Raw genomic sequence first — 21,863 nt, 5'->3', positions numbered from 1 at the left:
CGGCGGTCGGCTGGAGATGGGGGCCCGGGGGTCGAACAGACAGTCCTGCCATCCCCCGGCAGAGTAGTCCGCCACGGGGGCGGGCTCCGTTCAGCTGGAGGTGGGGAAGCTGTAGCTGGCGCCCCTGCTCGTGTCGGCCTGCGGCCAGCGGGACGTGACGACCTTGGCCCGGGTGTAGAACCGGACGCCCTCCGCGCCGTGCACGTGCATGTCGCCGAACAGCGAGTCCTTCCAGCCCCCGAACGAGTAGTAGGCCATGGGCACGGGGATCGGCACGTTGACCCCGATCATGCCGACGGTCACCTCACGCTGGAACCGGCGCGCGGCCTGCCCGCTGCCGGTGAAGACGGAGGTGCCGTTGCCGAAGGGGTTGGCGTTGATCAGCGCGATCGCCTCGTCGAGGGTCTCGGCGCGCAGCACCACCAGCACCGGGCCGAAGACCTCGTTGCGGTAGACGTCCATCTCGGGCGTCACGTGGTCGACCACGGTGGGCCCGACGAAGTAGCCGTCCTGCAGGGCGTCGCCCTCGATCGCCCGGCCGTCGACCACGAGGGTGGCGCCCTGGCTCTCCGCCGACGTCACGTACCCGATGATGCGGTCCTTGGCCTCCTGGGTGATCACCGGACCCATCTCGCTGGACGGTTCGACGCCCGGACCCACCTGCACCGCGGTGGCCTTCGCCCGCAGCGCCTCGATGAGGGCGTCGGCCGCGCTGCCGACGGCCACCGCCGCCGAGATCGCCATGCAGCGCTGGCCCGCGGAGCCGAAGCCCGCCGCGGACAGGTGCTCGGCGGCGAAGTCGATGTCGGCGTCCGGGAGCACCACGGCGTGGTTCTTCGCCCCGCCGAGAGCCTGCACGCGCTTGCCGGCGCGCGTCGCGCGCTCGTGCACGTAGCGGGCGATGGGGGTGGAGCCGACGAAGGACACCGCGGCGACGTCCGGGTGGTCGAGCAGCGCGTCGACCGCCACCTTGTCGCCGTGCACCACGTTGAAGACGCCGTCGGGGAGCCCGGCCTCGGCCCACAGCTCGGCGAGGAGCACGGATGCCGACGGCACCCGCTCGCTCGGCTTGAGCACGAACGTGTTGCCGCAGGCGATGGCGATGGGGTTCATCCACATCGGGACCATCACCGGGAAGTTGAACGGCGTGATCCCCGCGACCACCCCGAGCGGCTGACGGAACGAGAAGCTGTCGATGCCGGTGGAGACCTGGTCGGAGAACTCGCCCTTGAGCAGCTGCGGGATCCCGCACGCGAACTCGACGACCTCGAGGCCCCGCTGTACCTCGCCACGGGCGTCGGAGAGCACCTTGCCGTGCTCCGCGGTGATGAGCTCGGCGAGCTCGTCGGTGTGGGCGCGGATCAGCTCGCGGAAGGCGAACAGGATGGCGGTCCGCTTGCTCAGCGAGGTCTGCGACCACGAGACGAACGCCTCGGACGCCGCCTGCACGGCGAGGTCGACGTCGCTGCCGTCGGCGAGTGCGACCTCGGCCTGCTGGCGTCCCGTTGCCGGGTTGAACACGGCGCCGGTGCGCTGCGCGGTGCCCGCGGTCGGCTTGCCGCCTATCCAGTGATCGATGGTCTTCATGGTCGTATTCCTTCGCTGACGATGTTCGCGGCGACCCGCCCGTCGACCGAGGTCGTGGGGTCGTCGTTGTAGAGGAACCGGCCGTGGGTCTCGGGCGTGAACGCCAGGCCGATGAACGAGATGACGATCAGGCCGGACACCGCGGTGGTGGCCAGGGCCAGGCTGCCGTGGAACCACTGCGTCGCGATGACGCCGGCGAGCAGCGGGCCCGCCGCGGTGAACAGCCGGCCGATGCTGTTGGTGACGGCGAGCGCCGAGGCCCGCACCGACGCCCCGAACAGCTCGGGGAAGAACACGGCGCTGCCCGAGAGGACACCGAAGACCCCGAAGCCGACGAAGGGCAACAGCCACATGTAGGTCGTGAAGGTCGTGCCGAACGGGTAGAGCACGCCGACCGCGACGATGCCGATCACCAGGCTCATCGCGAACGTGGGCTTGCGCCCGATCTTGTCGGCGATGAAGCCCCAGCTGGCGTACCCGAGCAGGCCGCCGAGGTTGAGCATGGCCACGGCCCACGACACGTAGCTCACCGCGGCGTTCCCGGTGACGCCGTGCTCGCCCACCACGACCCGGACGATCTGCGGGGTCCACGTGGTGACGCCCCAGAAGGCGAACAACGCGCCGATGCAGATGATCGTGCAGGGCAACGTGCGCCGCAGCATCGGCGGCGTGAACAGCTGGGTGAGGACGAACCGGTCGGCCGCGATCTTGTGCGCGCCCGCCGCCCGCTCCTGCTTGCGTACCGCGCGGGCGGCCTTCACCTGCGCTGTCGAGTCGGGCTCGTGCACGTGGCTGCGGATGAACAGCACCAGCAGCGCCGGGACGATGCCGAAGGCCAGGGTGATCCGCCAGCCGAAGCCGCCGACGAAGTTGTAGACGATCGCGGCGAGGAACGAGCCGATCGCCAGTCCGGACATCATGATCCCGCTGGCCTTGGCGCGGTGGCGGTTGTTCCACGCCTCGGCGACGAGCGCGGCGCCGATCGGCAGCTCCACCCCGGAACCGATCCCGGCGACGAAGCGCAGCACCGCGAACTGCCAGAACTCTCCGGACAGCGTCGCCAGCGCGGTGAACACGGAGTACGTCAGTACGCCGATCATCAGCACCCGGACGCGCCCGACGTAGTCGGCCAGCGCGCCGAACGCCACCGCGCCCACCGCCCAGCCGAACAGGAACACGGTGACAGCCACGCCGCTGTAGAACGAGGACGCATGACCGAGCAGGTCGGTGGTCGCCGGCCCGGCGACCTGGGTGAAGAGGCTGGAATCGAAGCCGTCCAGCGCCCACCCCATGGTGGTGGCGACCAGGACGGCCCACTGGTAACGGCTGATCTCATGACGCCAGGTGCGCGCGCCGTGGTCAACTACTCGCAACATCGGCTCCTTTGCCAAGCCCTACGGGGGTCAGGTGGTGCCGGGGAGCTGGCCGAGGCGGCGCAGCGAGCCGACGACCAACCGGTCGACGCTCAGTTCGAGGGCCTGGTCCTCGTCGAGGCCCCGGCCGGCCTGCAACATCTCCCGGATCTCGGTGTGCAGGCGGGGATCGCGTTCGCGCAGTGCGGCCACGCGCTCGTCGACGTCCTTCGACAGGTCGTCGGGGCCGCTGACCACGGCGTTGAGCAGGCCGAGCTCGGCGGCGCGCGCGGCGGTGATCTTCTCGCCGGTGGCGGTGAGCCAGAACGCCTGCCGCTCACCGACGACCTTGGGCAGCCAGGCCAGCACCAGGGCAGGTGCCAGTCCGATGCCGATCTCGGGGAACCAGAACCGCGCCTCCGCCGCCGCGACCGCGACGTCGCACGCCGCGAGGAGGCCGACGCCGAAACCGGCGGCGTCCCCCTGCACCTCGGCGACGGTCACCAGCGGGGTCCTGCGCAGCGCGCGCTGCAGACCCACCAGCACCTGCGTCTCGGCGTGCAGGGCGGCAGGCGTGGTGCCGGCCCGCTCGCGCCCGAGACAGAACGCCGGGCCGTTGGCCCACAGCCGGAGCACGTGCGCCCCGGCCGGGGGGTGCAGCAGAAGCTCGGTGAGCTCCTCGCACATCGCGATGGTCAGGAGGTTGTCGGTGCCGTTGTCCAGCTCCACCTCCACGACGCCTTCGGCCGGGGAGGAGATGGTGAGACCGGACATCAGTTGAGCCTTTCCGTGGCGACGCCGCCGTACCAGTCGACGTCGTCCGGAGCCGTCCGCACGGTGATCGCGCGGACGTGGGTGAAGTCGTTGAAGGACTCCCAGCCGCCCTCACGGCCGACCCCGCTCTCGCGCAGGCCGCCCCACGGGGAGGACGGGTCGAGGCGGTGGTGGTCGTTGATCCAGACCATGCCCATCTCGAGCCGTCCGGCCACCCGGTGGGCCCGCGCGACGTCCCGCGTCCACACCGAGGAACCCAGCCCGAACGGCGAGTCGTTGGCCAGGGTGACGGCGTGCTCCTCGTCGTCGAAGGGGATGGCCACGACGACCGGCCCGAAGATCTCCTCGCGGGCCACCCGCATGTCGTTGGTGACGTCGGCGAGCACGGTGGGCTCGATGAAGAACCCGCCGGGCAGGCCGGGCACCTCGGCGGCGCGGCCACCCGCGGCCACCCTGGCGCCCTCGGAGCGGCCGATCTCGACGTAGTTGAGGATCCGGTCCTGCGCCCGCTTCGAGATGACCGGCCCGAGCTGGGTGCTCTCCAGGGCGGGGTCGCCGATGCGGATCGACCGGGCGACCTGCGACAGCGCCTCCACGACCTGGTCGTAGATGCTGCGCTGGATCAGCAGCCTGCTGCCGGCGATGCAGGTCTGGCCGGCCCCGATGAAGCCACCGAACGCTGCTCCACGGGCTGCCACGTCGATGGGCGTGTCGTCGAAGATCAGGACGGGGGACTTGCCGCCGAGCTCCAGCGTCGCCTTGGCGAACCGCTTGGCCGTGGCGAGCGCGATCGCCCGGCCGGGCTCGGTGCCGCCGGTGAAGACGGCCTTCTTGACCAGCGGGTGCTCGGTCAGTGCCGCGCCGGCGGTCGGTCCGAGCCCGGGCGCCACGTTGAGGACGCCGTCGGGGATCCCGGCCTCCTGGGCGATCTGGCCCAGCAGCAGTGCGGTGAGCGGGGTCTGCTCGGACGGCTTGAGGACCACGGTGTTGCCGGTGGCCAGCGCGGGAGCGAGGCTCTTCGACGCGATCATCATCGGGTGGTTGAAGGAGGACAGGATCCCGACCACGCCGAGCGGGAACCGGCTGGTGTACGCGTGGTAGTCACCGCGCAGCGGGACCACCGAGCCGCGGTCGGCCAGCAGCAGGGCCGCGTTGTACCGGTACCACTCCGCGAGCCGTGTGATCTGGGCCTTGGTCTCCGTGATGGGCCGGCCGTTGTTCATCGTCTCGAGCCGGTAGAGCTCGGTCATCCGGGCCTCGATGCCGTCGGCGAACCGGTTGACCAGGCGGGCGCGCTCCTGGATCGGCAGATCGCGCCACACGCCGGAGCGGAAGGTCCGGTCCGCGACGCGGACGGCCTCGTCGATGTCCTCTTCGCTGGCGCCCGCCACGTGGGCGAAGACCTCGCCGGTGGCCGGGTTCGTGACGGGGATCGGTGCGGCGCGCCCGTCCACGACACGGCCTCCGATGCGCAACCCGGTCGGCAGACCTCCGAGCGGGTCCGTGTCCGCGGTAGACGGAGCGGTGATGGTCATCGTCGAACTCCTCAACTCGTATACGCCTTGCCGTTATCGGTATACGGGGTGACGCTAGCTCGGTGCCGATGGGGTGACAAGGGGCACAGGGGTACGCCGATCTTGAGGATTTGCGCCGGAAGTGCATACTGGCCGCGGGGACGGGCAGGAGGGTCATATGGCGGCCGAGTCGGCTGCAGGGCGGATCACGCGCGATCTGCGTCGCCGGGTCCTGAGCGGTGACCTGAAGCCGGGCACCGTGCTGTCGCAGGCCCGGCTCGCGGCGGAGTACGACGTCAGCCGGATGCCGGCCCGCGACGCGCTGCAGGTGCTGGCGAGCGAGGGGCTGGTCGATCTCGGCCCGACCACGTCCGTCGTGCGGGAGCTGTCGATCGCCGAGCTGCAGGAGCTCTACGAGCTGCGGGAGGCCGTCGAGCCGGTGCTCACCCGGCTGGCCGTGCCCAACGTCGGTCGGGCCCAGATCGCGCAGATGGCGGCGCTGGTCGAGGTGATGGAGGCCGACCCGTCGCCGGCCGAATGGCTCGACGCCAACGCCCGGTTCCATGAGCACGTCTACACCTGCGCCGACCGGCCGCGGATGATCGAGCTGACCGAGCACCTCAGGCGGCTCACCGACCGCTACCTGTACCTCCACGTCGGCGTGATCGGCAAGGTCGACCATCTGCACGACGAGCACCGGCAGATCCTCGACGCGGTCCGGGTGGGCGACGCCGCCGCGGCCGCCGAGCTGACCCGCATGCACCTCGCGACGTCACACGAGTTCATCCTGCGCTACCTGCTGGAACACGAGCTGCTCGTGCCGTTCGCCCAGGGCAGCTGAACCGCTGCCCCGGGCGACGGCGGGTGTCGTCGGCCGTGACCGCTACGCCGGGGCGCTCTGCGCGGCCCGTCCGGAGACGGCGGCCAGCAGCTGGGTTCGGGTCGGGCCGCCCGGCGGGTAGACGGGCCGGTCGGCGTCGAGTTCCTCGATCTTGACGCGCAGCGTGTCCGGCAGCGTGTCGGTGTCGAAAGCCTCGATGCGGTGGGCCGCCCGGAAGAGGGCGCGCAGCGCGTCGGGGTCCTGAGCGAACATCATCTGGAGCGCCCGCTGGAGCCGCCAGCCCGCTCCTGCCGGCGGGTAGGGTCTGCCGGCGATCTCCGCTTGGACCTCGGCCATCCGGTGCCGGTCCTGGTCGAGCGTGAACCGGTACATCGGGCCGACGGTCGCCTCGACCGCCTCGGCGAAGCGGAGCGCCAGCTCGTCGGGCCGATCGGGTGTCACCTCCCGGAGCACGTCTCGCAGCGTGCGCGCCTGCACGAGGCCCGTCGACGCGCCGCGCCCGAGCAGGGGGTTGGTCCTGACGGCGGAGTCGCCGACGGCGACCAGCCCGGTCACCACCGGCGCGCCGTCGACGAGGAGGGATCGGCGCCGGTCGCCGCCACCGTTCATCACCTGGATGTCGGTGATCGGTGTGGACACCGCACGCACCGGCGCGAAGTTCGGGAAGAGGGCCAGTGCGCGTTCCCAGGCGTCGACCTCCCGCAGGCCGCGCATGTCGTGGTCGTTGCTCGCCACCGAGAAGACCAGGCAGTAGGTGTCGGCATCGGCGGGGATGACGAGCAGTGTCATCCCCTCATAGGGGATGACCGCGCCCACCACGGGCATCGTCCGAGGCTCGTTGTTGCGGAAGTGCCGGCAGTAGTAGACGAAACCGAGGTCTTCCGCCTGCACCTCGGGTCCCGTCGCTCCGATTGCGTCGAGCATCCGGTCGAGCGTGGTGTTACGACCCATCGCGTCGACCACGAGGTCGGCGGTCAGCACCTCGCCGTCCTGGGTCACCACGCCCCCGACCTGCGGAACTCCGTCGGCTCCCGCGGTGGCCACGAGCGACTCGGCCTTCGTCCCGCGCCGGATCGTCACGCCCGGCGTGCGCGCCGCGACCGTCGCCAGCGCCGCCTCCACGACCGGGCGGCGACCTATCAGGTTGCGCAGCTCCTCGTCACCCGGGCGGGGGCCGCCGGTGAGGGTGTCCGGCTGTATCGCGATCGTGTTGACGTGGCTGCAGCCCAGCCGCACCACCTCGTCGAGGACCTCGGGGAGATCCTCTTCCATCACCTTGTTCCAGGCGCCCAGCATGATGTGGGGAAGCCGGAACTGGCTGACGCCCGGCCGGTCCCACGTGCGCCACAGCTCGTCCGCATCACCCTTCGGCTCCGCCACGTCGCGCTCCAGCACCGTGACGTCGTGCCCGTCGCGGCCGAGCAGCGCTGCAGTGGCGAGGCCGGTCATTGCCCCGCCCAGTACGACAATCCGAGCCATGTCCACCTCTCCCGTCGGCGGACATCGCAATCCGCCCACAGGAGGAGACTCCGTGATCTTCCGTCCGGTTCACGACCGGCACGTGACCCGCGTCACCACGCGGATGCTCGCGGTCAGCGGGAGGTGCGGGCCGGGGAATCGGTGTCCACGTCCTCGGTGAACTCCACCTCGGGGGGAGCCACCCGGAAGCCCTTCGTGAGCACGGCGAGGTAGACCACGCCCAGCGCCAGCCAGGCCAGCCCGAGCTCGATGGCGGTGCTGTCGAGCCGGGTCAGCAGGTAGAGGTCCACCAGCGCCCCGAGGACGGGCAGCACGACGTACGTGGCCGGGTTGAGCGTGACGCCCTGCCTGCGCTGCCGGAGGTAGTACGCCACCACGGAGACGTTCACCATCGTGAAAGCCGTGAACGCCCCGAAGTTGATGAACGACGTGGAGGTGGCGACGTCGATCGTGAGGGCGATCAGCCCGACCAGCGCGGTGAGGGCGATGCACAGCGCCGGGGTGCGGAACCGGGGCTGCAGGTAGCCGAAGACGCGGTGGGGCAGCACCGAGTCGCGGCCCATCGCGTACATCAGTCGGGACGCCCCGGCCTGCGCGGCGAGGCCGGACGCGAACTGGGCGAGCACCAGGCCGGCGAGGAAGATCGAGGAGAACAGCGTCCCGCCGATGTCGCGGGCGAGGGTGAACGCCGCGGAGGACTCGGCGTCGGGGGTGTCGAACACCCCTCCCGGCCGCACCAGCTGCGCCGCGTAGCTGACGACGATGAAGACCACGCCGCCGATGAGCGCGACGAGCAGGATGGCCCGCGGGATGGTTCTGCGGGGGTCGACCGTCTCCTCGGTGAGGGTGGTGACCGCGTCGAAGCCCAGGAACGAGTACGCGGCGATCGCGGCGCCGCCCGCGATCCCGGCGACCGAGGCGGAGTCGTTCCAGAACGGCCCCGCGTCGAACACCGCCGGCGCCCCGCCCAGCCCGGCGACGTGCGCGATCGACAGGGCCACGAAGATCACCACGACCAGCACCTGGAACGCCATCAGCAGGTAGTTGGCCTTCTCGGCAACCCGCACGCCGACCACGTTGAGCACGGTGGTGATCGCGATGAACGCGATGATCCACACCCAGAACGGCACCGCGGGGAACTGGGCCTGCAGGTACGACCCGCCGATCAGCCAGATCACCATCGGCAGGAAGAGGTAGTCCAGCAGGACCGCCCACCCGACGAGGAACCCGACCCGCGAGTCGACGGTGCGGCGCACGTAGGTGTAGGCCGAGCCGGCGACCGGGAAGGCCGCGGCCATCTTCCCGTAGCTCAGCGCCGTGAAGATCATGGCGACGAGCGCGAGCAGGTACGCCGACGCCGAGGCGCCACCGGTCGCGGACGCGATCACGCCGAAGATCCCCAGCACGATCAGCGGGGTCATGTAGGCGAGTCCGAAGAGCACGACCGACCGCAACGTCAGTGCCCGCACGAGCGTTGGTGACGAGGCCATGCCTGATCCTCCGGGGGTTGTGTCGGCCGTCTCGGGAGAGCGGGTGGGTGTCAGCCGGGCCGGTCGTCGGGGCCGGTGCCCCACCTGGCCGGGTCGATCCGGCCCTCGTACAGCGGCAGCGCCACCGGCTCGTCGCCGGGACGGAACTGGTCCCACATCCGGTTCAGCCCGGCCGTCCCGAACTGCCGGGCGCGCGCGACGTGGTCGAGGTCCAGCACGTCGGTCAGGACCGTGGGCGCCTCGCTCGGCGCGGCCACCCGTACCAGGCCCTCGGGGTCGACCACCAGGCTCTGCCCGACGCCCACCGGGGCCGCGGCGTTGACGCTGACCATGAAGACCTGGTTGACGATCGCGTTGGCGCGGGCCAGCACGAGCTCCTGCGCCCGGTCGGCGGTGGTGGTCTTCACGACGTTGACGACGACCTCGGCGCCCATCCACGCCAGGTGCCGGGTGAGCTCGGGGAACCACGCGTCGTAACAGATGGACAGCCCGACCCGGCCGAGGTCGTCGAGCTCGAAGGTCACGAACCGGTCGCCGGGGTGGTAGGGCTCGTAGGGCCGCCACGGGAAGATCTTGCGGTAGTGCGCCACGAGCTCCCCGGCGGGCGAGAGGACCACGACGGTGTTGTAGAGGTTCCCGTCGGCACCGCGTTCGCACAGGCTCCCCGGAACCAGCCAGATGCCCAGGTCCCCGGCGAGCTCACCGAGTTCCTTCAGGCGGGGGTCGTCGAGGCGGACGGCGGCGTCGGCGAGTCGCCGGTTCCGCTCCTTCACCGGCCCGTCCGCACCGTGCAGGTGCAGCTCCGGGTAGACCACCAGCCGGGTCGCCGGCAGGTCGGCGACCAGCTCCGACACCTCGGTGCCGAACGCGCCCCACGGCTCGTCGATCCGGTGGGGAGAGGCCTGGACCAGCGCGACGGGAAGCGGTCGAGACATCGTCCCTCCTGACCCGGGGCCTGCCGCCCGGTGGTACCGGACAGCGTCGCCGATGCCGGGCCACCGTGCTCAGCGAGAGGGGCGTTGGAGCCGGTATGACCGGTTTGCCCGGGCCACGCTCGGGCGAGTCGACGTAGCGGTGCGCGGCGGCGACGTCGTCGAAGTCGAAGATGCGGTCGACGACGGGCGCGAACGCTCCCGCGGCGAGGCCCGAGCGGATGAAGTATTCGGCACGGCGCAGCGCGGCCGGGTCGGCGGTGATCTCGAAGACGCGGTACCGGCGCAGCCACACCGGCGCGTACCCGCCGCCGGGCAGGGGCGTCGGCTGCCCGGACAGGCCGCCGTGCACGATCACCGTGGCGCCGGGAGCGCACGCGGCCACGAGCTGCGCCACCTGCGGTCCGCCGACCGCGTCGAGCACCAGGTCGGCGCCGCGGCCGCCGGTAGTGGCGCGGACGGCTGCCGGGACGTCGGCGGCGCCATCGGGGTCGTCGTGGGCGCCGGTGACGACGACTGTGGCGGCTCCGGCGTCGAGCAGGGCGGCCCGCTGGTCGCCGCGCGGGGTGGTGGCGATCGGGATCGCGCCGAGATGGCGCACGACCTGCAGCGCGGCCATGCCGATGCTGTTGGCAGCGGCCGTGACGAGCACGTGGTCTCCCGGCCGGACCCGGACGATCTCCTGCACCATCCCGTAGACGGTGACGTAGGGCATCCAGATCGCGGCGCCGGTGACCGCGTCCATGCCCTCGGGGCGGGCGACGAGCGCCGTCGCCGGCACGATCGCCTCCTCGGCGTACACCGGGTAGTCGTTCTGGGAGAACGCCGGCACCACGCTCACGGCGTCCCCGGCCGCCCAGCGCTCCACGCCGGGCCCGACCTCCAGCACCTCGCCGGAGGCCTCGGTGCCCAGGCCGGCCGGGAGCACGGGCCGTTCGAGGTAGGTCCCGCGCCGGAAGTTGACCTCGGCGCGGTTGAGCCCGATCGCGTCGACCCGGATCCGCACCTCACCCGGACCGGGGGCACGGATCGGGAGGTCCTCGTAGCGCAGCACCTCGGGCCCGCCGGTCTCGTGGAACCGGATCGTCTGCACCATGCCGTGGAATCTACGGTTCCCGGCGGCGCTCAGGTCTTGTTGTGCACCACACCGGCGTTGGGGATCAGGTCCCGTTCCAGGAGCGCGTAGGCCTCGGCGAGGTCGCGGATGCCTGCCGGGCTGTTGCCCACCGACGGAGCGGACTTGATGATCGCCCTGAGCACGGCCTCACGGGCCTGCTCGCTCGGACTTTGATCGGCCATACCGGACGACGCTACGCGCGAAAGCGGCTACGGGCGTCGACGATCGGCAGGCGTGCTGCGCAGCACCGCCACCGCGCACCCCGGCGGGGTGCGCGGTGGCGGTGTCTCAGTGCTCGCGGTGTCTCAGTTCTTGCGGTGTCTCAGGGCGCTGGTTGGTGCGGCCTGGTCACTGCCCGGCCTTGACGCCCGGCTCGCCCGCCTCGTACTGGATCAGGTTGTTCGGGAGGGCGCCGGAGTCCGTCGCCGCCGCGGTGCGCTTGCCGACCGGCAGGACGGCCCGCTTGAAGGTGGCCTCGAACATCAGCGCGCTGCCGACGTACCAGGCGAGGAGGGCGGAGACGAGGAGCACGTAGGCGGCGATGGTCTGCACCACCGGCAGGGCGCCCAGCAGGGAGACGGCGAGCAGGGCGGCGCCGATGGCCAAGGTACCCAGCACCGCGGTCAGCGCGGCGTTCTCCCGGCTCGCGGCGATCGCGCCCGTCACGGTGATCGCGGCCAGCACCACGAACCAGAAGCCGAAGGCGCTCGCGGCTGTGGCGTTGGTGGCTGCGGGGGGCAGCACGCCCAGTGCGATGAGCAGGTTGTAGATGCCGTAGCCGATCCAGAACGAGCCCCAGATGCCGTGCATGGCGGTGGCGACCGCGTCCCGCGCCCGGTAGGACCACATGCCGGCGAGCAGTTGCGCGATCCCGCCCGCGGCCAGCGCGAACGGGAACAGGACCAAGGGCGTCTGCGCGTTGCCGTACCAGCCGGCCAGGTTGGCCGCGACCATGAAGGTGGCCGCAGCGAAGCCGAACAGCCCGAGGATGGACGGTGCGGCCACCGGCGAGAGCGCGATCGTGGTGTGCTCGCGCCAGAAGCTGTAGTCCGGCGCTTCGACGGCGGTGGTCGAACGGCTGTTGGTGTCGATGCTCATTCTTGCCTCCCAGGTCTCGCCGGGCCGCTCCGCCCGGCGGCCGTCCGGGTGCGAATCCCGAGGCGACTCCGGTGAACTTCTCCCTCGTCCGTGAGGGAGACCACTTCCAGTGAACGCCGTAACTGCTGGTCGGGGGGCCGATTCGCCTGTCTATCCCCTCACAAAACAGTGACGTGACGGCAGAGATGACCTTCCCGAACCGGTCCAAATGGGACGTACTCCGGCTCCGCGTGCGGGAGGTGATTCTGCGGTCGCGGTGAGTGGCGGCGCCGGACCGTCGGGCGGCCCTGGACCGCTGATCGCCGCGAGATCCGCGGATCGGCCCCGGCGGGGGCGAACAGGCGCATCTCGGAACGATCAGCGCGGGCGTGGGCCCGTAGCTCGTCGGCCATCGGGTGGCCGGGGTGCGCCGCGCAGCCGGCTGGCCGGCTCGATGGCGGGGGGCGGGCATGCGGAAGTAGGCGCTCACGTGCCCGGGTGGTGTGGTGTGGAGGTCAGCGGGTGATGCGCCGTTTGAGCCGGGAGGCGAACCTGTCGTCCCCGTTCGTCCTGCGTAGTCGGCGGGTGAGCTTGCGGATCCGCTTGGGTTTGAGGTCCTGCAGCGCGCGCTCGAGGTCGTCCTGACGCTTCTTCAGGGTCTTGAGCTGCTTCTTCACCGACGTCATGCGACGTCCTCCCGCTCTGGTCCGGATTCGTGCTCTCGTGACTAGGTCCCCTACCGTCCCCCGCCGAAAACGTCGGCGCGGGGGCCTGTGCAGGTCAGTCCGTTCGTGGCTGCAGTACCAGTGCGCCGTCCACCACGTCGACGACGATCCGCTGCCCCGGCCCGAGGTCGCCCGCGATGATCATGCGGGAGAGCTTGCGGTCGAGCTCGCGTGCGATGGTGCGCCGCAGCGGCCGGGCACCGAGCTCGGGCTGGTAGCCGCGTTCGGCGAGCCAGTCGACCGCGCCCTCCGTGAGGTCCAGGGTGATGCCCTGCGCGTGCAGCCGCTCCCCGGTCTCGGCGAGCAGCAGGTGGGTGATGCGGCGCAGCTCGGCGCGGTCGAGGGCGTGGAACAGCACGATGTCGTCGATCCGGTTGAGGAACTCCGGACGGAAGTGGGCGCGCATCGCGGCGAGCACCGGGTCGCGCACCTCCTCCGCCGGGCGTCCCGCCTGCGCCGCGGCGAGGAGCCGGTCGGCACCGAGGTTGCTGGTCATGATCACGACCGTGCTCGTGAAGTCGACGGTGCGCCCGTGGGCGTCGGTCAGCCGCCCCGCGTCGAGCACCTGGAGCAGGGTGGCGGTGACGTCCGGGTGGGCCTTCTCGATCTCGTCGAGGAGCAGCACCGCGTAGCGCGTGCGCCGGACGGCCTCGGTGAGCTGGCCCGCGTCGTCGTACCCGATGTGCCCCGGCGGGGCCCCCACGAGCCGCATCGCGCTGCTGCGGTCGGCGTACTCGCTCATGTCGAAGCGCAGCAGCGCGTCCGCCGAGCCGAACAGGGCCTCCGCCAGCGCCCTGGCCAGCTCCGTCTTGCCGACACCGGTGGGGCCGAGGAACAGGAACGACCCGATCGGCCGGTCGGGGTGCGCCAGCCCGGCCCGGCCCGCACGCACCGCGTCGGCCACGGCCTCCACGGCGTCGTCCTGCCCGACGACGCGGCGGTGCAGCAGCGTCTCCAGGTCGAGCAGCCGGTCCCGTTCGGTGGTGGTGAGCCGGGCGACCGGGATGCCGGTGCTCTGCGCGAGGACGGTCGCGACGTCGTCGGCGGTGATCTCGACGGTGCCGGCCATGGCACCGGACGCGGTCTCCGCGGCGTCGATCTCGCGGGTGAGCGCGTGGGCGCGCTCGAACTCCTCGGCGTCGACGGCGATGTCGCGGGCCCGGCGCAGCTGCTCGACCCGTTCGTCCACCGGCGGGTCGGCGTTCGCGCGGCCGGCCCGGATGCGGGCGCGTGCGCTCGCCCGGTCGACGAGGTCGATGGCCTTGTCGGGCAGGAACCGGTCGGTGACGTAGCGGTGCGACAGCTCGGCGGCGGCCACCACCGCGGCATCGCTGATCCGGACGTCGTGGTGTTCCTCGTAGCGCTGCCGCAGCCCGCGCAGGATCGCGATCGTCGTGGCGACGGTGGGCTCGGCGATCCGGACGGGCTCGAAGCGCCGTTCCAGCGCGGCGTCCTTCTCGATGTGCTTGCGGTACTCCTGCAGCGTCGTGGCGCCGATGAGCTGCAGCTCGCCGCGGGCGAGCGCCGGTTTGAGCAGGGTGCCGGCGTCCATCGCCCCGCCCTCGGCCGCCCCCGCACCCACGACGGCGTGCAACTCGTCGACGAACAGCACGATCGACCGCTCGGCCGCCACGACCTCGTCGATGACGCCGGTGAGCCGCTGCTCGAAGTCGCCGCGGTACCGGGTGCCCGCCACCATGCCCGCCAGGTCCAGCGAGACCACGCGCACGTCCTTCAGCGTCTCGGGCACCTCGCCGTCGGCCACCCGCTGGGCGATGCCCTCGACGATCGCCGTCTTGCCGACGCCCGGGTCGCCGACCAGCACCGGGTTGTTCTTGGTGCGGCGGGCCAGCACCTCGAGCACCTCTTCGACCTCCGCGTCCCGGCCGATGACCGGGTCGAGGCGCCCCTGCGCGGCCGCTGCGGTGAGATCCCGCCCGAACCGGTCGAGACGGGGAGTGCGGGCATGGGTGCCCGGCGGCCTCGGACCGGCGTCGGGACGGGGCATGGCGCTGCCGAGAGTGGTCTCGAGGTTGCCGATCAGGCGTTCGAACAGGTCGTCGAAAGGTCCGGATCCGGGGCGGTCCTGCGGCACGTCCACCTCCACGGGGGTCGTCACGGCCCATCGTCCTCCGTCCCGGGCCCGTTCGCCGGAAATGACCGTGGCGAGGTTGCGGCGGGAGCGTGGGGGTAGTCCGTCGCCGCGACGGACGGGAGGAATGCGACATGCCGAGACCGGTGTCGGACCAGGTGGTCGTCATCGTGGGCGCCTCGAGCGGGATCGGGCGGGCGAGCGCGCTCGCGTTCGCCGCGCGCGGGGCGAAGGTCGTCTGTGCTGCCCGCGGGGTCGCGGCCCTCGAGAGCCTCGTGGAGCAGATCACGAGCGCAGGGGGGACGGCCGTCGCGGTGCCGACCGACATCGCCGAGCCGGAGGCGGTGCGGGCCCTCGCCGCGGCCGCCGAGGAGCGCTTCGGCCGCATCGACACGTGGGTCACCACGGCGGCCGTCGGCGTGTGGGGCCGCGTCGAGGACATCAGCTCCGAGGAGTTCGACCGGGTCATGCGGGTCAACGTCCTCGGCCACGTGCACGGCATGCACTCGGCCCTGCCGGCCCTGCGTCGGGCGGGCGGCGGCGGGATCATCGGGGTCTCGTCGCTGGAGGGCGTGCGGTCGGTGCCGATGCAGAGCCCCTACGCGGCGAGCAAGTGGGCGGTGCGCGCGCTCTACGACACGCTGCGGATGGAGCTGGCAGCGGAGGGCGCCCCGATCGCCGTGACCACGATCCTCCCCGCGGCGATCGACACGCCGTTCTTCGAACACTCCCGCAGCAAGGTCGGGGCGATGCCGAAGCCCCCACCACCGGTCTACGCGCCGGAGATCGTGGCCGACACGATCGTCCACGCGGCCGAGCATCCCCGGCGCGAGGTGGCGGTCGGAGGCGTGGCCGTCGGCTTCGTCGCCGGGCAGCGGCTCTCTCCGGCGCTGCTGGACGCCGTGATGTCGATCCCGCGCCTCGGTGTGGAGGAGATGACGGCCGACCGCCCCGACAACGGGACGGACAACCTCGACGCGCCGCTCGACGAGCCGGGCCAGGTGCACGGCAGCTACTCCGGAAAGGTGCTCCGCCGCAGCGTGGTCACCGATCTCCTCAAGCACGTGCCCCGGCCCGGTGACCTCCTCACCGGTGCCCTGTCCACCATCCGGCGCGCCCGGTCGGGAACGGGCTGAGCGGTACCGCTCAGGCGGTGCGCATCAGCAACTGCTGCGAGTGGGCCGTGACGTGGAGCGTGGCCCGGGCGCGAGCGGCGGGCGGCACGACCGGTCCCGGCGTGCCACGCTGCGGGTCGGCCGTGTCGAGGACGGCGGTCCACCCGGCTCCGTAGGCGGGACCGGGCAGCGTGAACGCCACGACGTCCGAGGTCGCGTTCACCAGCAGCAGGAACGAGTCGTCGCGCAGCTTGCGGCCGTGGCGGTCCGGCTCGGGGATCCCGTCGCCGTTGTAGAAGATGGCCAGCGCGTGCGTGCCGCCGTTGGTCCAGTGCCCCTCGTTCATCGGCAGACCGGCCGGGGTGAGCCAGGCGAGGTCCTCGAGGCTCGTGCCCCGTACCGGCCTGCCTTGGAAGAACCGGCGCCGCCGGAAGACCGGGTGTTCGCGGCGCAGCCGCACGAGCCGGGCGGTGAAGTCGGTGAGCGACCCGAACGTGGCCGCCCGTTTCCAGTCGACCCAGGAGATCCCGTTGTCCTGGCAGTAGGCGTTGTTGTTGCCGCCCTGCGTTCGGCCCAGCTCGTCGCCGTGCAGCAGCATCGGGACACCCTGGGACAGGAACAGGGTGGTCAGCAGGTTGCGCTTCTGCCGTTCGCGCAGCTCCTGGACCGCCGGGTCGTCGGTGGGGCCCTCCGCGCCGCAGTTCCACGACCGGTTGTCGTCGGTGCCGTCGCGGTTGTCCTCGCCGTTGGCGGCGTTCTGCTTGCCGTTGTAGGAGACCAGGTCGTGCAGCGTGAACCCGTCGTGCGCGGTGACGAAGTTGATCGAGGCGTACGGACGCCGCCCGCTGGACTCGTACATGTCCGACGACCCGGTGAGCCGGGAGGCGAACTCCCCGACGGTACCGGGGGTGCCCCGCCAGAAGTCCCGCACCGCGTCGCGGTAGCGCCCGTTCCACTCCGTCCACAGCGGAGGGAAGTTGCCGACCTGGTAGCCCCCCTCGCCGAGGTCCCAGGGCTCGGCGATGAGCTTGACCTGCGACACGACCGGGTCCTGCTGGACGAGGTCGAAGAAGGCGGCGAGCCGGTCGACCTCGTAGAACTCTCGGGCGAGCGCGGCGGCCAGGTCGAACCGGAACCCGTCGACGTGCATGTCCAGCACCCAGTACCGCAGCGAGTCCATGATCATCTGCAGGGTGTGCGGGTGGCGCACGTTGAGGGTGTTCCCGGTGCCGGTGTAGTCGGCGTAGTAGCGCCGGTCGTCGGCCAGCCGGTAGTAGGAGTGGTTGTCGATCCCGCGGAACGCGAGCGTCGGACCGAGGTGGTTGCCCTCCGCCGTGTGGTTGTAGACGACGTCGAGGATCACCTCGATGCCGGCCTCGTGCAGCGTCCGGACCATCGCCTTGAACTCGGTGACCTGGTTGCCGCGCCCGCCCCTGGCCGCGTAGCGGTGGTGCGGGGCGAAGTAGCCGACCGTGTTGTAGCCCCAGTAGTTCGCCCGACCGGCCTGGACGAGGTGGTGGTCGTCGAAGAACTGGTGCACCGGCATCAGTTCGACGGCGGTCACCCCGAGGCGCTGCAGGTGCTCGACGACGGCGGGGTGGGCGAGGCCCGCGTAGGTGCCCCGCAGCGCGGGCGGCACCTCCGGGTGCAGCACCGTCAGGCCGCGCACGTGTGCCTCGTAGATCACCGACTCGCTGTAGCGCGTGCGCGGCGGCCGATCGTTGCCCCAGTCGAAGAAGGGGCTGATCACCACCGCCCTGGTCTGGTGGGGCGCGGAGTCGTCGTCGTTGCGGTGCCACGGCTCGGCCCACCGGTAGTCGAAGAGCGACTCGTCCCAGTCGACCGGACCGTCGAACGCCTTGCCGTAGGGGTCGAGCAGGAGCTTCGCCGGGTTGCACCGCAGACCGGCGGCGGGATCGTGCGGGCCGTGCACCCGGAAGCCGTACCGCTGCCCCGACCCGGCACCTGGCAGGTAGCAGTGCCAGATGGAACCGTCGACCTCGGTCAGATCCACCCGCTGCTCGACGTCCTCGTCGTCGAACAGGCACAGCTCGACCCGGTGGGCGAGTTCGGAGAAGAGTGCGAAGTTGGTGCCCGCGCCGTTGAAGGTGGCTCCCAGGGGATACGCGTCCCCCGGCCAGACCTCCACCCCGTCATCCTGCCCCGGACCGGACGGCAGCGCTGCCGTCCAGTCCGGTGATCGTCAGTGGGTGGACACCCCCTAGCTTGCGGGGGCCTGCGCCTGTTGAGCACGGACGGCGATGGGCGCGCCGGCGAGGTCCTCCTCGTTGCAGAGGAGCTTCACGTCGTAGTACGGCCCGGCGTCACTGTCGTCGTAGTCCAGGTGCACGGCGATGACGTCGAGGGGCTCGCCCAGCCAGTCCTGGGCACGGCGCAGCCAGGCTGCTGACCGTTCCAGCGCGGTGGGAAGGTCGTCATCGCGGAACTGCACGGGCCGGTAGGGAACCTGCTGGACCCCGTCCCGCGAATGCACGGGTTGCGGAAGGTCGGTTGCCACGCCGGTCTCGTCGAGATCGAGTTCGATCGCCTGCTCGGTCACGCCCCCAAGGGTGGCCCGCGCAGCCGGAACGGGCAAGCGGACGCCGTGCGACACGCCCATTCCTGCACCGCGGCGCACCCCCCTCACCGTGTCCAGAGGCGTCACCGGGCTGGGCGGTGCCTCGGTCTCCGCCGGGTGAAGCTGCGTCCGATGTGCTGCCCGCGGTGCACGCCGCGTGATCAGATCGCCCTCCGCGATCGTGATCACGCCACGGGAGGGCCGATGCGGGCACCACGGATCGGCCGGGCGCGCGAGGTGCTCGCCCTGCTCGCGACGGCCGTGCTGATGTTCGTACCCGCAGCAGAGGTGCCGACGCCGCCCAGTCCGACGCCCGAGGGCGGTCCCGATCGCGTCCTCGGCGAGGTCGGACCGATGTCGCCCGTTGCTCTCGGGGTGACGCACCGGGACTTCGTCACCACCGCGGCGGCCGGCCGGGTCATGGGTGACGTCGTCGACGTCGACCTGACCCATCCCGAGGTCCGCACCGACCTGCTCACGCCCGGTGCGGTGGCCGCGCGGGCCCCGGTCGCCGCGATGGCGAACGGCAGCGGTGCCGTCGCGGGGATCAACGGCGACTTCTTCGACATCGGCCGCACGAACGCGCCGGCGGGACCGGCCGTGACCAGGGGCCAGCCGCTCAAGGCCGCGGTGCCCCACGGCAGGCGGATGGGACCGGCCGTGCCCGGCGCGGAGATCGACTACGTCTTCGCCGTTGGCGTCGACCGGGTCGGCCGGATCGACCGGCTGCGTCTGGAGGGCCAGGTGACCGGGAAGGGCGGGACGTTCCCGGTGCGGGCGCTCAACCAGTACGCGGTCCCCGTGGGCGGGGTCGGGGTCTTCACCCCGGACTGGGGTGTGGTCGACCGCGCGCGGACGCTGTGCGGGACGGACGTCGATCGCGACGCGCCGTGCGCGGCGGAGCAGGCGGAGGTGCTGGTCCACGACGGTGCGGTGGCAATGGCCGGCCCACCGGTGGGCGGCCGGATCCCGGACGGCGACGTCGTGCTGACCGGCCGCGACGAGGGCGCCGCCGCCGTGCGCTCACTCCGGGTCGGTGATCCCGTGACGGTCGCGTACTCGCTGGTGCCCGCCAGCGGGGTGCAGCCGCAGTTCGCCATCGGGGGAACCCCGGTGCTCGTCGACTCGAGGCTCGTCGCCGGGCTCGACGATCGCGCCCGCGCCCCGCGCAGCGCCGTGGGGATGAGCCGCGACGGTCGGCACATCGCCCTGGTCACGCTCGACGGCCGCCAGTCCGACAGCGTCGGTGCGACGCTCGCGGAGCTGGCCACGCTCCTGCGGGAGATGGGGCTCGACGACGCCGTCAACCTCGACGGCGGGGGCTCGTCCACGCTGGTGCACCGCGCTCCGGGCGCGCCGGAGGTCGCCGTCGTCAACGACCCGTCGGACCCGTCCGCGCGCCTGGTGCCCAACGGCATCGGCGTGTTCGCCGGCTGATCCGCCGACCCCCGCCGTGCACACACTCGGCCGGGCGGGCAGCGTGGGAGCCCCACGACCACGTCCCCGAGGAGAGACCTGTGACGAGTGCCGAGCTGCTGGCCGATGCCTTCGGCAGGATCCGTGAGGAGGTCCACGGCGCGGCCACCGGGCTGACCGCCGAACAGCTGGCGTACCGCATCGACGGCAGTGCCAACTCGATCGGCTGGCTCGTGTGGCACCTGAGCCGCGTGCAGGACGACCACATCGCCGACGTGGCGGGCGTCGAGCAGGTCTACACGGCGCAGGGCTGGGCGGAGCGGTTCGGGTTCCCGTTCTCCGCGACGGAGATCGGGTACGGCCACCGCTCGGCGGACGTCGACAGCGTGCGGGTGGACTCCGCGGAGCTGCTTCTCGGCTACCACGACGCCGTGCACGCGCAGACCCTCCGGTTCCTGGAGAGCCTCCAGGAGGCCGAGCTCGCGCGGGTGGTCGACGCGAACTGGGATCCGCCGGTGACGCTCGCGGTGCGGTTGGTCAGCGTCGTGAGCGACGACCTGCAGCATGCCGGCCAGGCCGCGTTCGTCCGCGGTGTGGTGCAGCGCCGCGAACCGGGTGGGCTCTAGGGAGGGGGCCCGACTCCTCGGAGCCGACGCTCACGCGGCCCGGTGCTCCGGGCGTCCGGCGCCGGCGAACGGGCTCGCGCCGCCGATGTGCACGGGCTCCGGGCTGAGCTCCCGGGTGGCCGCGTCGGGTTCGGTGGGTTCGGGCGCCGCCTCGAGCCCGCTGGACAGAGCGGGGTCAGGCGTGCCGGCCGGTCGGACGCCGCTGATCACGCGATCCTCCAGGTGTGCGAGCCAGAGTGGCGCTGCTAGCAACACGAGTGGGACGACGATGGCGGCTATCCACATCTCATCGGGTACCCCGTCGGCCCGCTCGCTCAACGGCAACCACCCTGTCGGGCCCTTTCCTCGGCGATCGGATGGCGGCAGGCGAGGGCGGGCTGCGGAGCGTCACGGGATGTGGGGCCCGGGGTCGTCCGAGCGGTGAGCGCGGGCGCATGTTGTTGACACGACATCATCCCCGGCATACTTTGTTGATGCGTCATCAGAGTCCCGATCGGGGCTGAGTCCAGCACAGGAGCAGTAACAGTCATGACCAAGATCGCGATCATCCTCGGCAGCACACGCCCCGGCCGGAACGGTGAGGCCGTCGCCCGCTGGGTCCTGGACATCGCCAAGCAGCGCAGCGACGCCGAGTACGAGCTCGTCGACCTTCTCGACTACAAGCTCCCCCACCTCGACGAGGCGATCCCGCCGTCGATGGGCCAGTACAGCCAGCCGCACACGAAGGTCTGGGCGGAGAAGATCCGCTCCTTCGACGGCTTCGTGTTCGTCACCCCCGAGTACAACCACTCCACCTCCGGCGCGCTCAAGAACGCGATCGACTTCCTCTTCGCCGAGTGGAACAACAAGGCGGCGGGCTTCGTGAGCTACGGCGCCGTCGGTGGCGCCCGCGCGGTGGAGCACCTGCGCCTGGTGATGGGGGAGCTGCAGGTGGCCGACGTGCGCGCCCAGGTCACCCTGTCCCTGCACACCGACTTCACCAACTTCAGTCAGTTCACCCCCGGTGCCCACCAGGCCGAGCAGGTCTCCGCGGTGCTCGACCAGGTCGTCGCCTGGAGCGCCGCGCTCGCCCCCCTTCGCGCAGCCTGATCTCCGCGTCGATCCAGGGCTCGACGCGAACGTCCCGCATCCGTATCGGGTGCGGGACG

At 71.7% G+C, this 21,863-nt stretch carries 19 protein-coding genes and 1 pseudogene; 5 read left to right on the top strand and 15 right to left on the bottom strand.

Going from position 1 to position 21,863, the window contains the following annotated elements; all coding sequences use genetic code 11:
- Positions 1-90: 90 nt before the first annotated feature.
- The 4 genes from ACQPZA_RS26820 to ACQPZA_RS26805 are packed head-to-tail and all read right to left on the bottom strand — an operon-like array spanning position 91 to position 5,248.
- Positions 91-1,587, bottom strand: coding sequence for a CoA-acylating methylmalonate-semialdehyde dehydrogenase (locus ACQPZA_RS26820; protein WP_433274903.1), 1,497 nt, complete (start codon positions 1,585-1,587; stop codon positions 91-93).
- On the bottom strand, positions 1,584-2,963 hold the full coding sequence (locus ACQPZA_RS26815; protein WP_433274901.1) for an MFS transporter: 1,380 nt from the start codon (positions 2,961-2,963) through the stop codon (positions 1,584-1,586). Before ACQPZA_RS26815 ends, ACQPZA_RS26820 begins: the two co-directional genes overlap by 4 nt.
- 27 nt (positions 2,964-2,990) lie before the next feature.
- The gene (locus ACQPZA_RS26810; RefSeq protein ID WP_211174239.1) at positions 2,991-3,713 is read right to left on the bottom strand and encodes an enoyl-CoA hydratase/isomerase family protein; all 723 of its coding nucleotides are present in this window, start codon (positions 3,711-3,713) and stop codon (positions 2,991-2,993) included.
- The gene (locus tag ACQPZA_RS26805) at positions 3,713-5,248 is read right to left on the bottom strand and encodes an aldehyde dehydrogenase (RefSeq protein ID WP_433274899.1); all 1,536 of its coding nucleotides are present in this window, start codon (positions 5,246-5,248) and stop codon (positions 3,713-3,715) included. Before ACQPZA_RS26805 ends, ACQPZA_RS26810 begins: the two co-directional genes overlap by 1 nt.
- A gap of 157 nt (positions 5,249-5,405) precedes the next feature.
- Between ACQPZA_RS26805 and ACQPZA_RS26800 the strand changes: the two genes are divergently transcribed.
- Positions 5,406-6,068, top strand: coding sequence for a GntR family transcriptional regulator (locus ACQPZA_RS26800; protein ID WP_433274897.1), 663 nt, complete (start codon positions 5,406-5,408; stop codon positions 6,066-6,068).
- 42 nt (positions 6,069-6,110) lie between these two features.
- Here the strand turns inward: ACQPZA_RS26800 and ACQPZA_RS26795 are convergent, their stop codons facing one another.
- The 8 genes and pseudogenes from ACQPZA_RS26795 to ACQPZA_RS26760 all read right to left on the bottom strand — a co-directional run bounded on the left by ACQPZA_RS26795 (position 6,111) and on the right by ACQPZA_RS26760 (position 15,007).
- Positions 6,111-7,547, bottom strand: coding sequence for an FAD-dependent oxidoreductase (locus ACQPZA_RS26795; protein ID WP_433274895.1), 1,437 nt, complete (start codon positions 7,545-7,547; stop codon positions 6,111-6,113).
- 113 nt (positions 7,548-7,660) lie between these two features.
- Positions 7,661-9,037: an APC family permease gene (locus ACQPZA_RS26790; RefSeq protein WP_169396227.1), complete on the bottom strand. Its 1,377-nt coding sequence runs from the start codon at positions 9,035-9,037 to the stop codon at positions 7,661-7,663.
- A gap of 50 nt (positions 9,038-9,087) precedes the next feature.
- Positions 9,088-9,972, bottom strand: a complete 885-nt coding sequence (locus ACQPZA_RS26785) for a carbon-nitrogen hydrolase family protein (protein WP_433274892.1) — start codon at positions 9,970-9,972, stop codon at positions 9,088-9,090.
- A gap of 130 nt (positions 9,973-10,102) precedes the next feature.
- Positions 10,103-11,065: pseudogene (locus tag ACQPZA_RS26780) on the bottom strand (zinc-dependent alcohol dehydrogenase family protein); the annotation flags it as partial.
- 29 nt (positions 11,066-11,094) lie between these two features.
- Positions 11,095-11,268, bottom strand: a complete 174-nt coding sequence (locus tag ACQPZA_RS26775; RefSeq protein WP_169396230.1) for a hypothetical protein — start codon at positions 11,266-11,268, stop codon at positions 11,095-11,097.
- A gap of 166 nt (positions 11,269-11,434) precedes the next feature.
- Positions 11,435-12,184 carry an acetate uptake transporter gene (locus ACQPZA_RS26770; protein WP_433274890.1) on the bottom strand — a complete coding sequence of 250 codons (750 nt, stop codon included), beginning with the start codon at positions 12,182-12,184 and terminating at the stop codon, positions 11,435-11,437.
- A gap of 494 nt (positions 12,185-12,678) precedes the next feature.
- Positions 12,679-12,849 carry a hypothetical protein gene (locus ACQPZA_RS26765; protein ID WP_169396232.1) on the bottom strand — a complete coding sequence of 57 codons (171 nt, stop codon included), beginning with the start codon at positions 12,847-12,849 and terminating at the stop codon, positions 12,679-12,681.
- Positions 12,850-12,943: 94 nt separating this feature from the next.
- Positions 12,944-15,007 carry an ATP-dependent Clp protease ATP-binding subunit gene (locus ACQPZA_RS26760; RefSeq protein WP_433274887.1) on the bottom strand — a complete coding sequence of 688 codons (2,064 nt, stop codon included), beginning with the start codon at positions 15,005-15,007 and terminating at the stop codon, positions 12,944-12,946.
- 107 nt (positions 15,008-15,114) lie between these two features.
- Here ACQPZA_RS26760 and ACQPZA_RS26755 point away from each other — a divergent pair, with 107 nt between their 5' ends.
- Positions 15,115-16,116: an SDR family oxidoreductase gene (locus ACQPZA_RS26755; RefSeq protein WP_433274885.1), complete on the top strand. Its 1,002-nt coding sequence runs from the start codon at positions 15,115-15,117 to the stop codon at positions 16,114-16,116.
- A 10-nt stretch (positions 16,117-16,126) separates the two neighbouring features.
- Here ACQPZA_RS26755 and glgX read toward each other — a convergent pair whose 3' ends face one another.
- On the bottom strand, positions 16,127-18,244 hold the full coding sequence (gene glgX / locus ACQPZA_RS26750) for a glycogen debranching protein GlgX (RefSeq protein ID WP_433274884.1): 2,118 nt from the start codon (positions 18,242-18,244) through the stop codon (positions 16,127-16,129).
- Between the two features lie 72 nt (positions 18,245-18,316).
- Positions 18,317-18,655, bottom strand: a complete 339-nt coding sequence (locus ACQPZA_RS26745) for a hypothetical protein (protein WP_433274882.1) — start codon at positions 18,653-18,655, stop codon at positions 18,317-18,319.
- A 222-nt stretch (positions 18,656-18,877) separates the two neighbouring features.
- On the opposite strand from ACQPZA_RS26745, the gene ACQPZA_RS26740 reads away from it, so the two are divergent.
- Together ACQPZA_RS26740 and ACQPZA_RS26735 are read left to right on the top strand one after the other, a co-directional pair.
- Positions 18,878-20,110, top strand: a complete 1,233-nt coding sequence (locus tag ACQPZA_RS26740) for a phosphodiester glycosidase family protein (protein ID WP_433274880.1) — start codon at positions 18,878-18,880, stop codon at positions 20,108-20,110.
- An 80-nt stretch (positions 20,111-20,190) separates the two neighbouring features.
- Positions 20,191-20,715, top strand: a complete 525-nt coding sequence (locus ACQPZA_RS26735; RefSeq protein WP_433274878.1) for a mycothiol transferase — start codon at positions 20,191-20,193, stop codon at positions 20,713-20,715.
- 30 nt (positions 20,716-20,745) lie between these two features.
- On the opposite strand, the gene ACQPZA_RS26730 is transcribed toward ACQPZA_RS26735, so the two are convergent.
- Positions 20,746-20,925, bottom strand: a complete 180-nt coding sequence (locus ACQPZA_RS26730; protein ID WP_433274876.1) for a hypothetical protein — start codon at positions 20,923-20,925, stop codon at positions 20,746-20,748.
- A 318-nt stretch (positions 20,926-21,243) separates the two neighbouring features.
- Here ACQPZA_RS26730 and ACQPZA_RS26725 point away from each other — a divergent pair, with 318 nt between their 5' ends.
- Complete coding sequence (locus ACQPZA_RS26725) at positions 21,244-21,804, top strand: NADPH-dependent FMN reductase (RefSeq protein ID WP_433274874.1); 561 nt, start codon at positions 21,244-21,246, stop codon at positions 21,802-21,804.
- The last annotated feature ends 59 nt before the right edge of the window (positions 21,805-21,863 follow it).

Source organism: Pseudonocardia xinjiangensis (assembly GCF_050948425.1).
Classification (GTDB): domain Bacteria; phylum Actinomycetota; class Actinomycetes; order Mycobacteriales; family Pseudonocardiaceae; genus Pseudonocardia; species Pseudonocardia xinjiangensis.
This window is presented reverse-complemented; position numbering and strand designations above follow the sequence as displayed.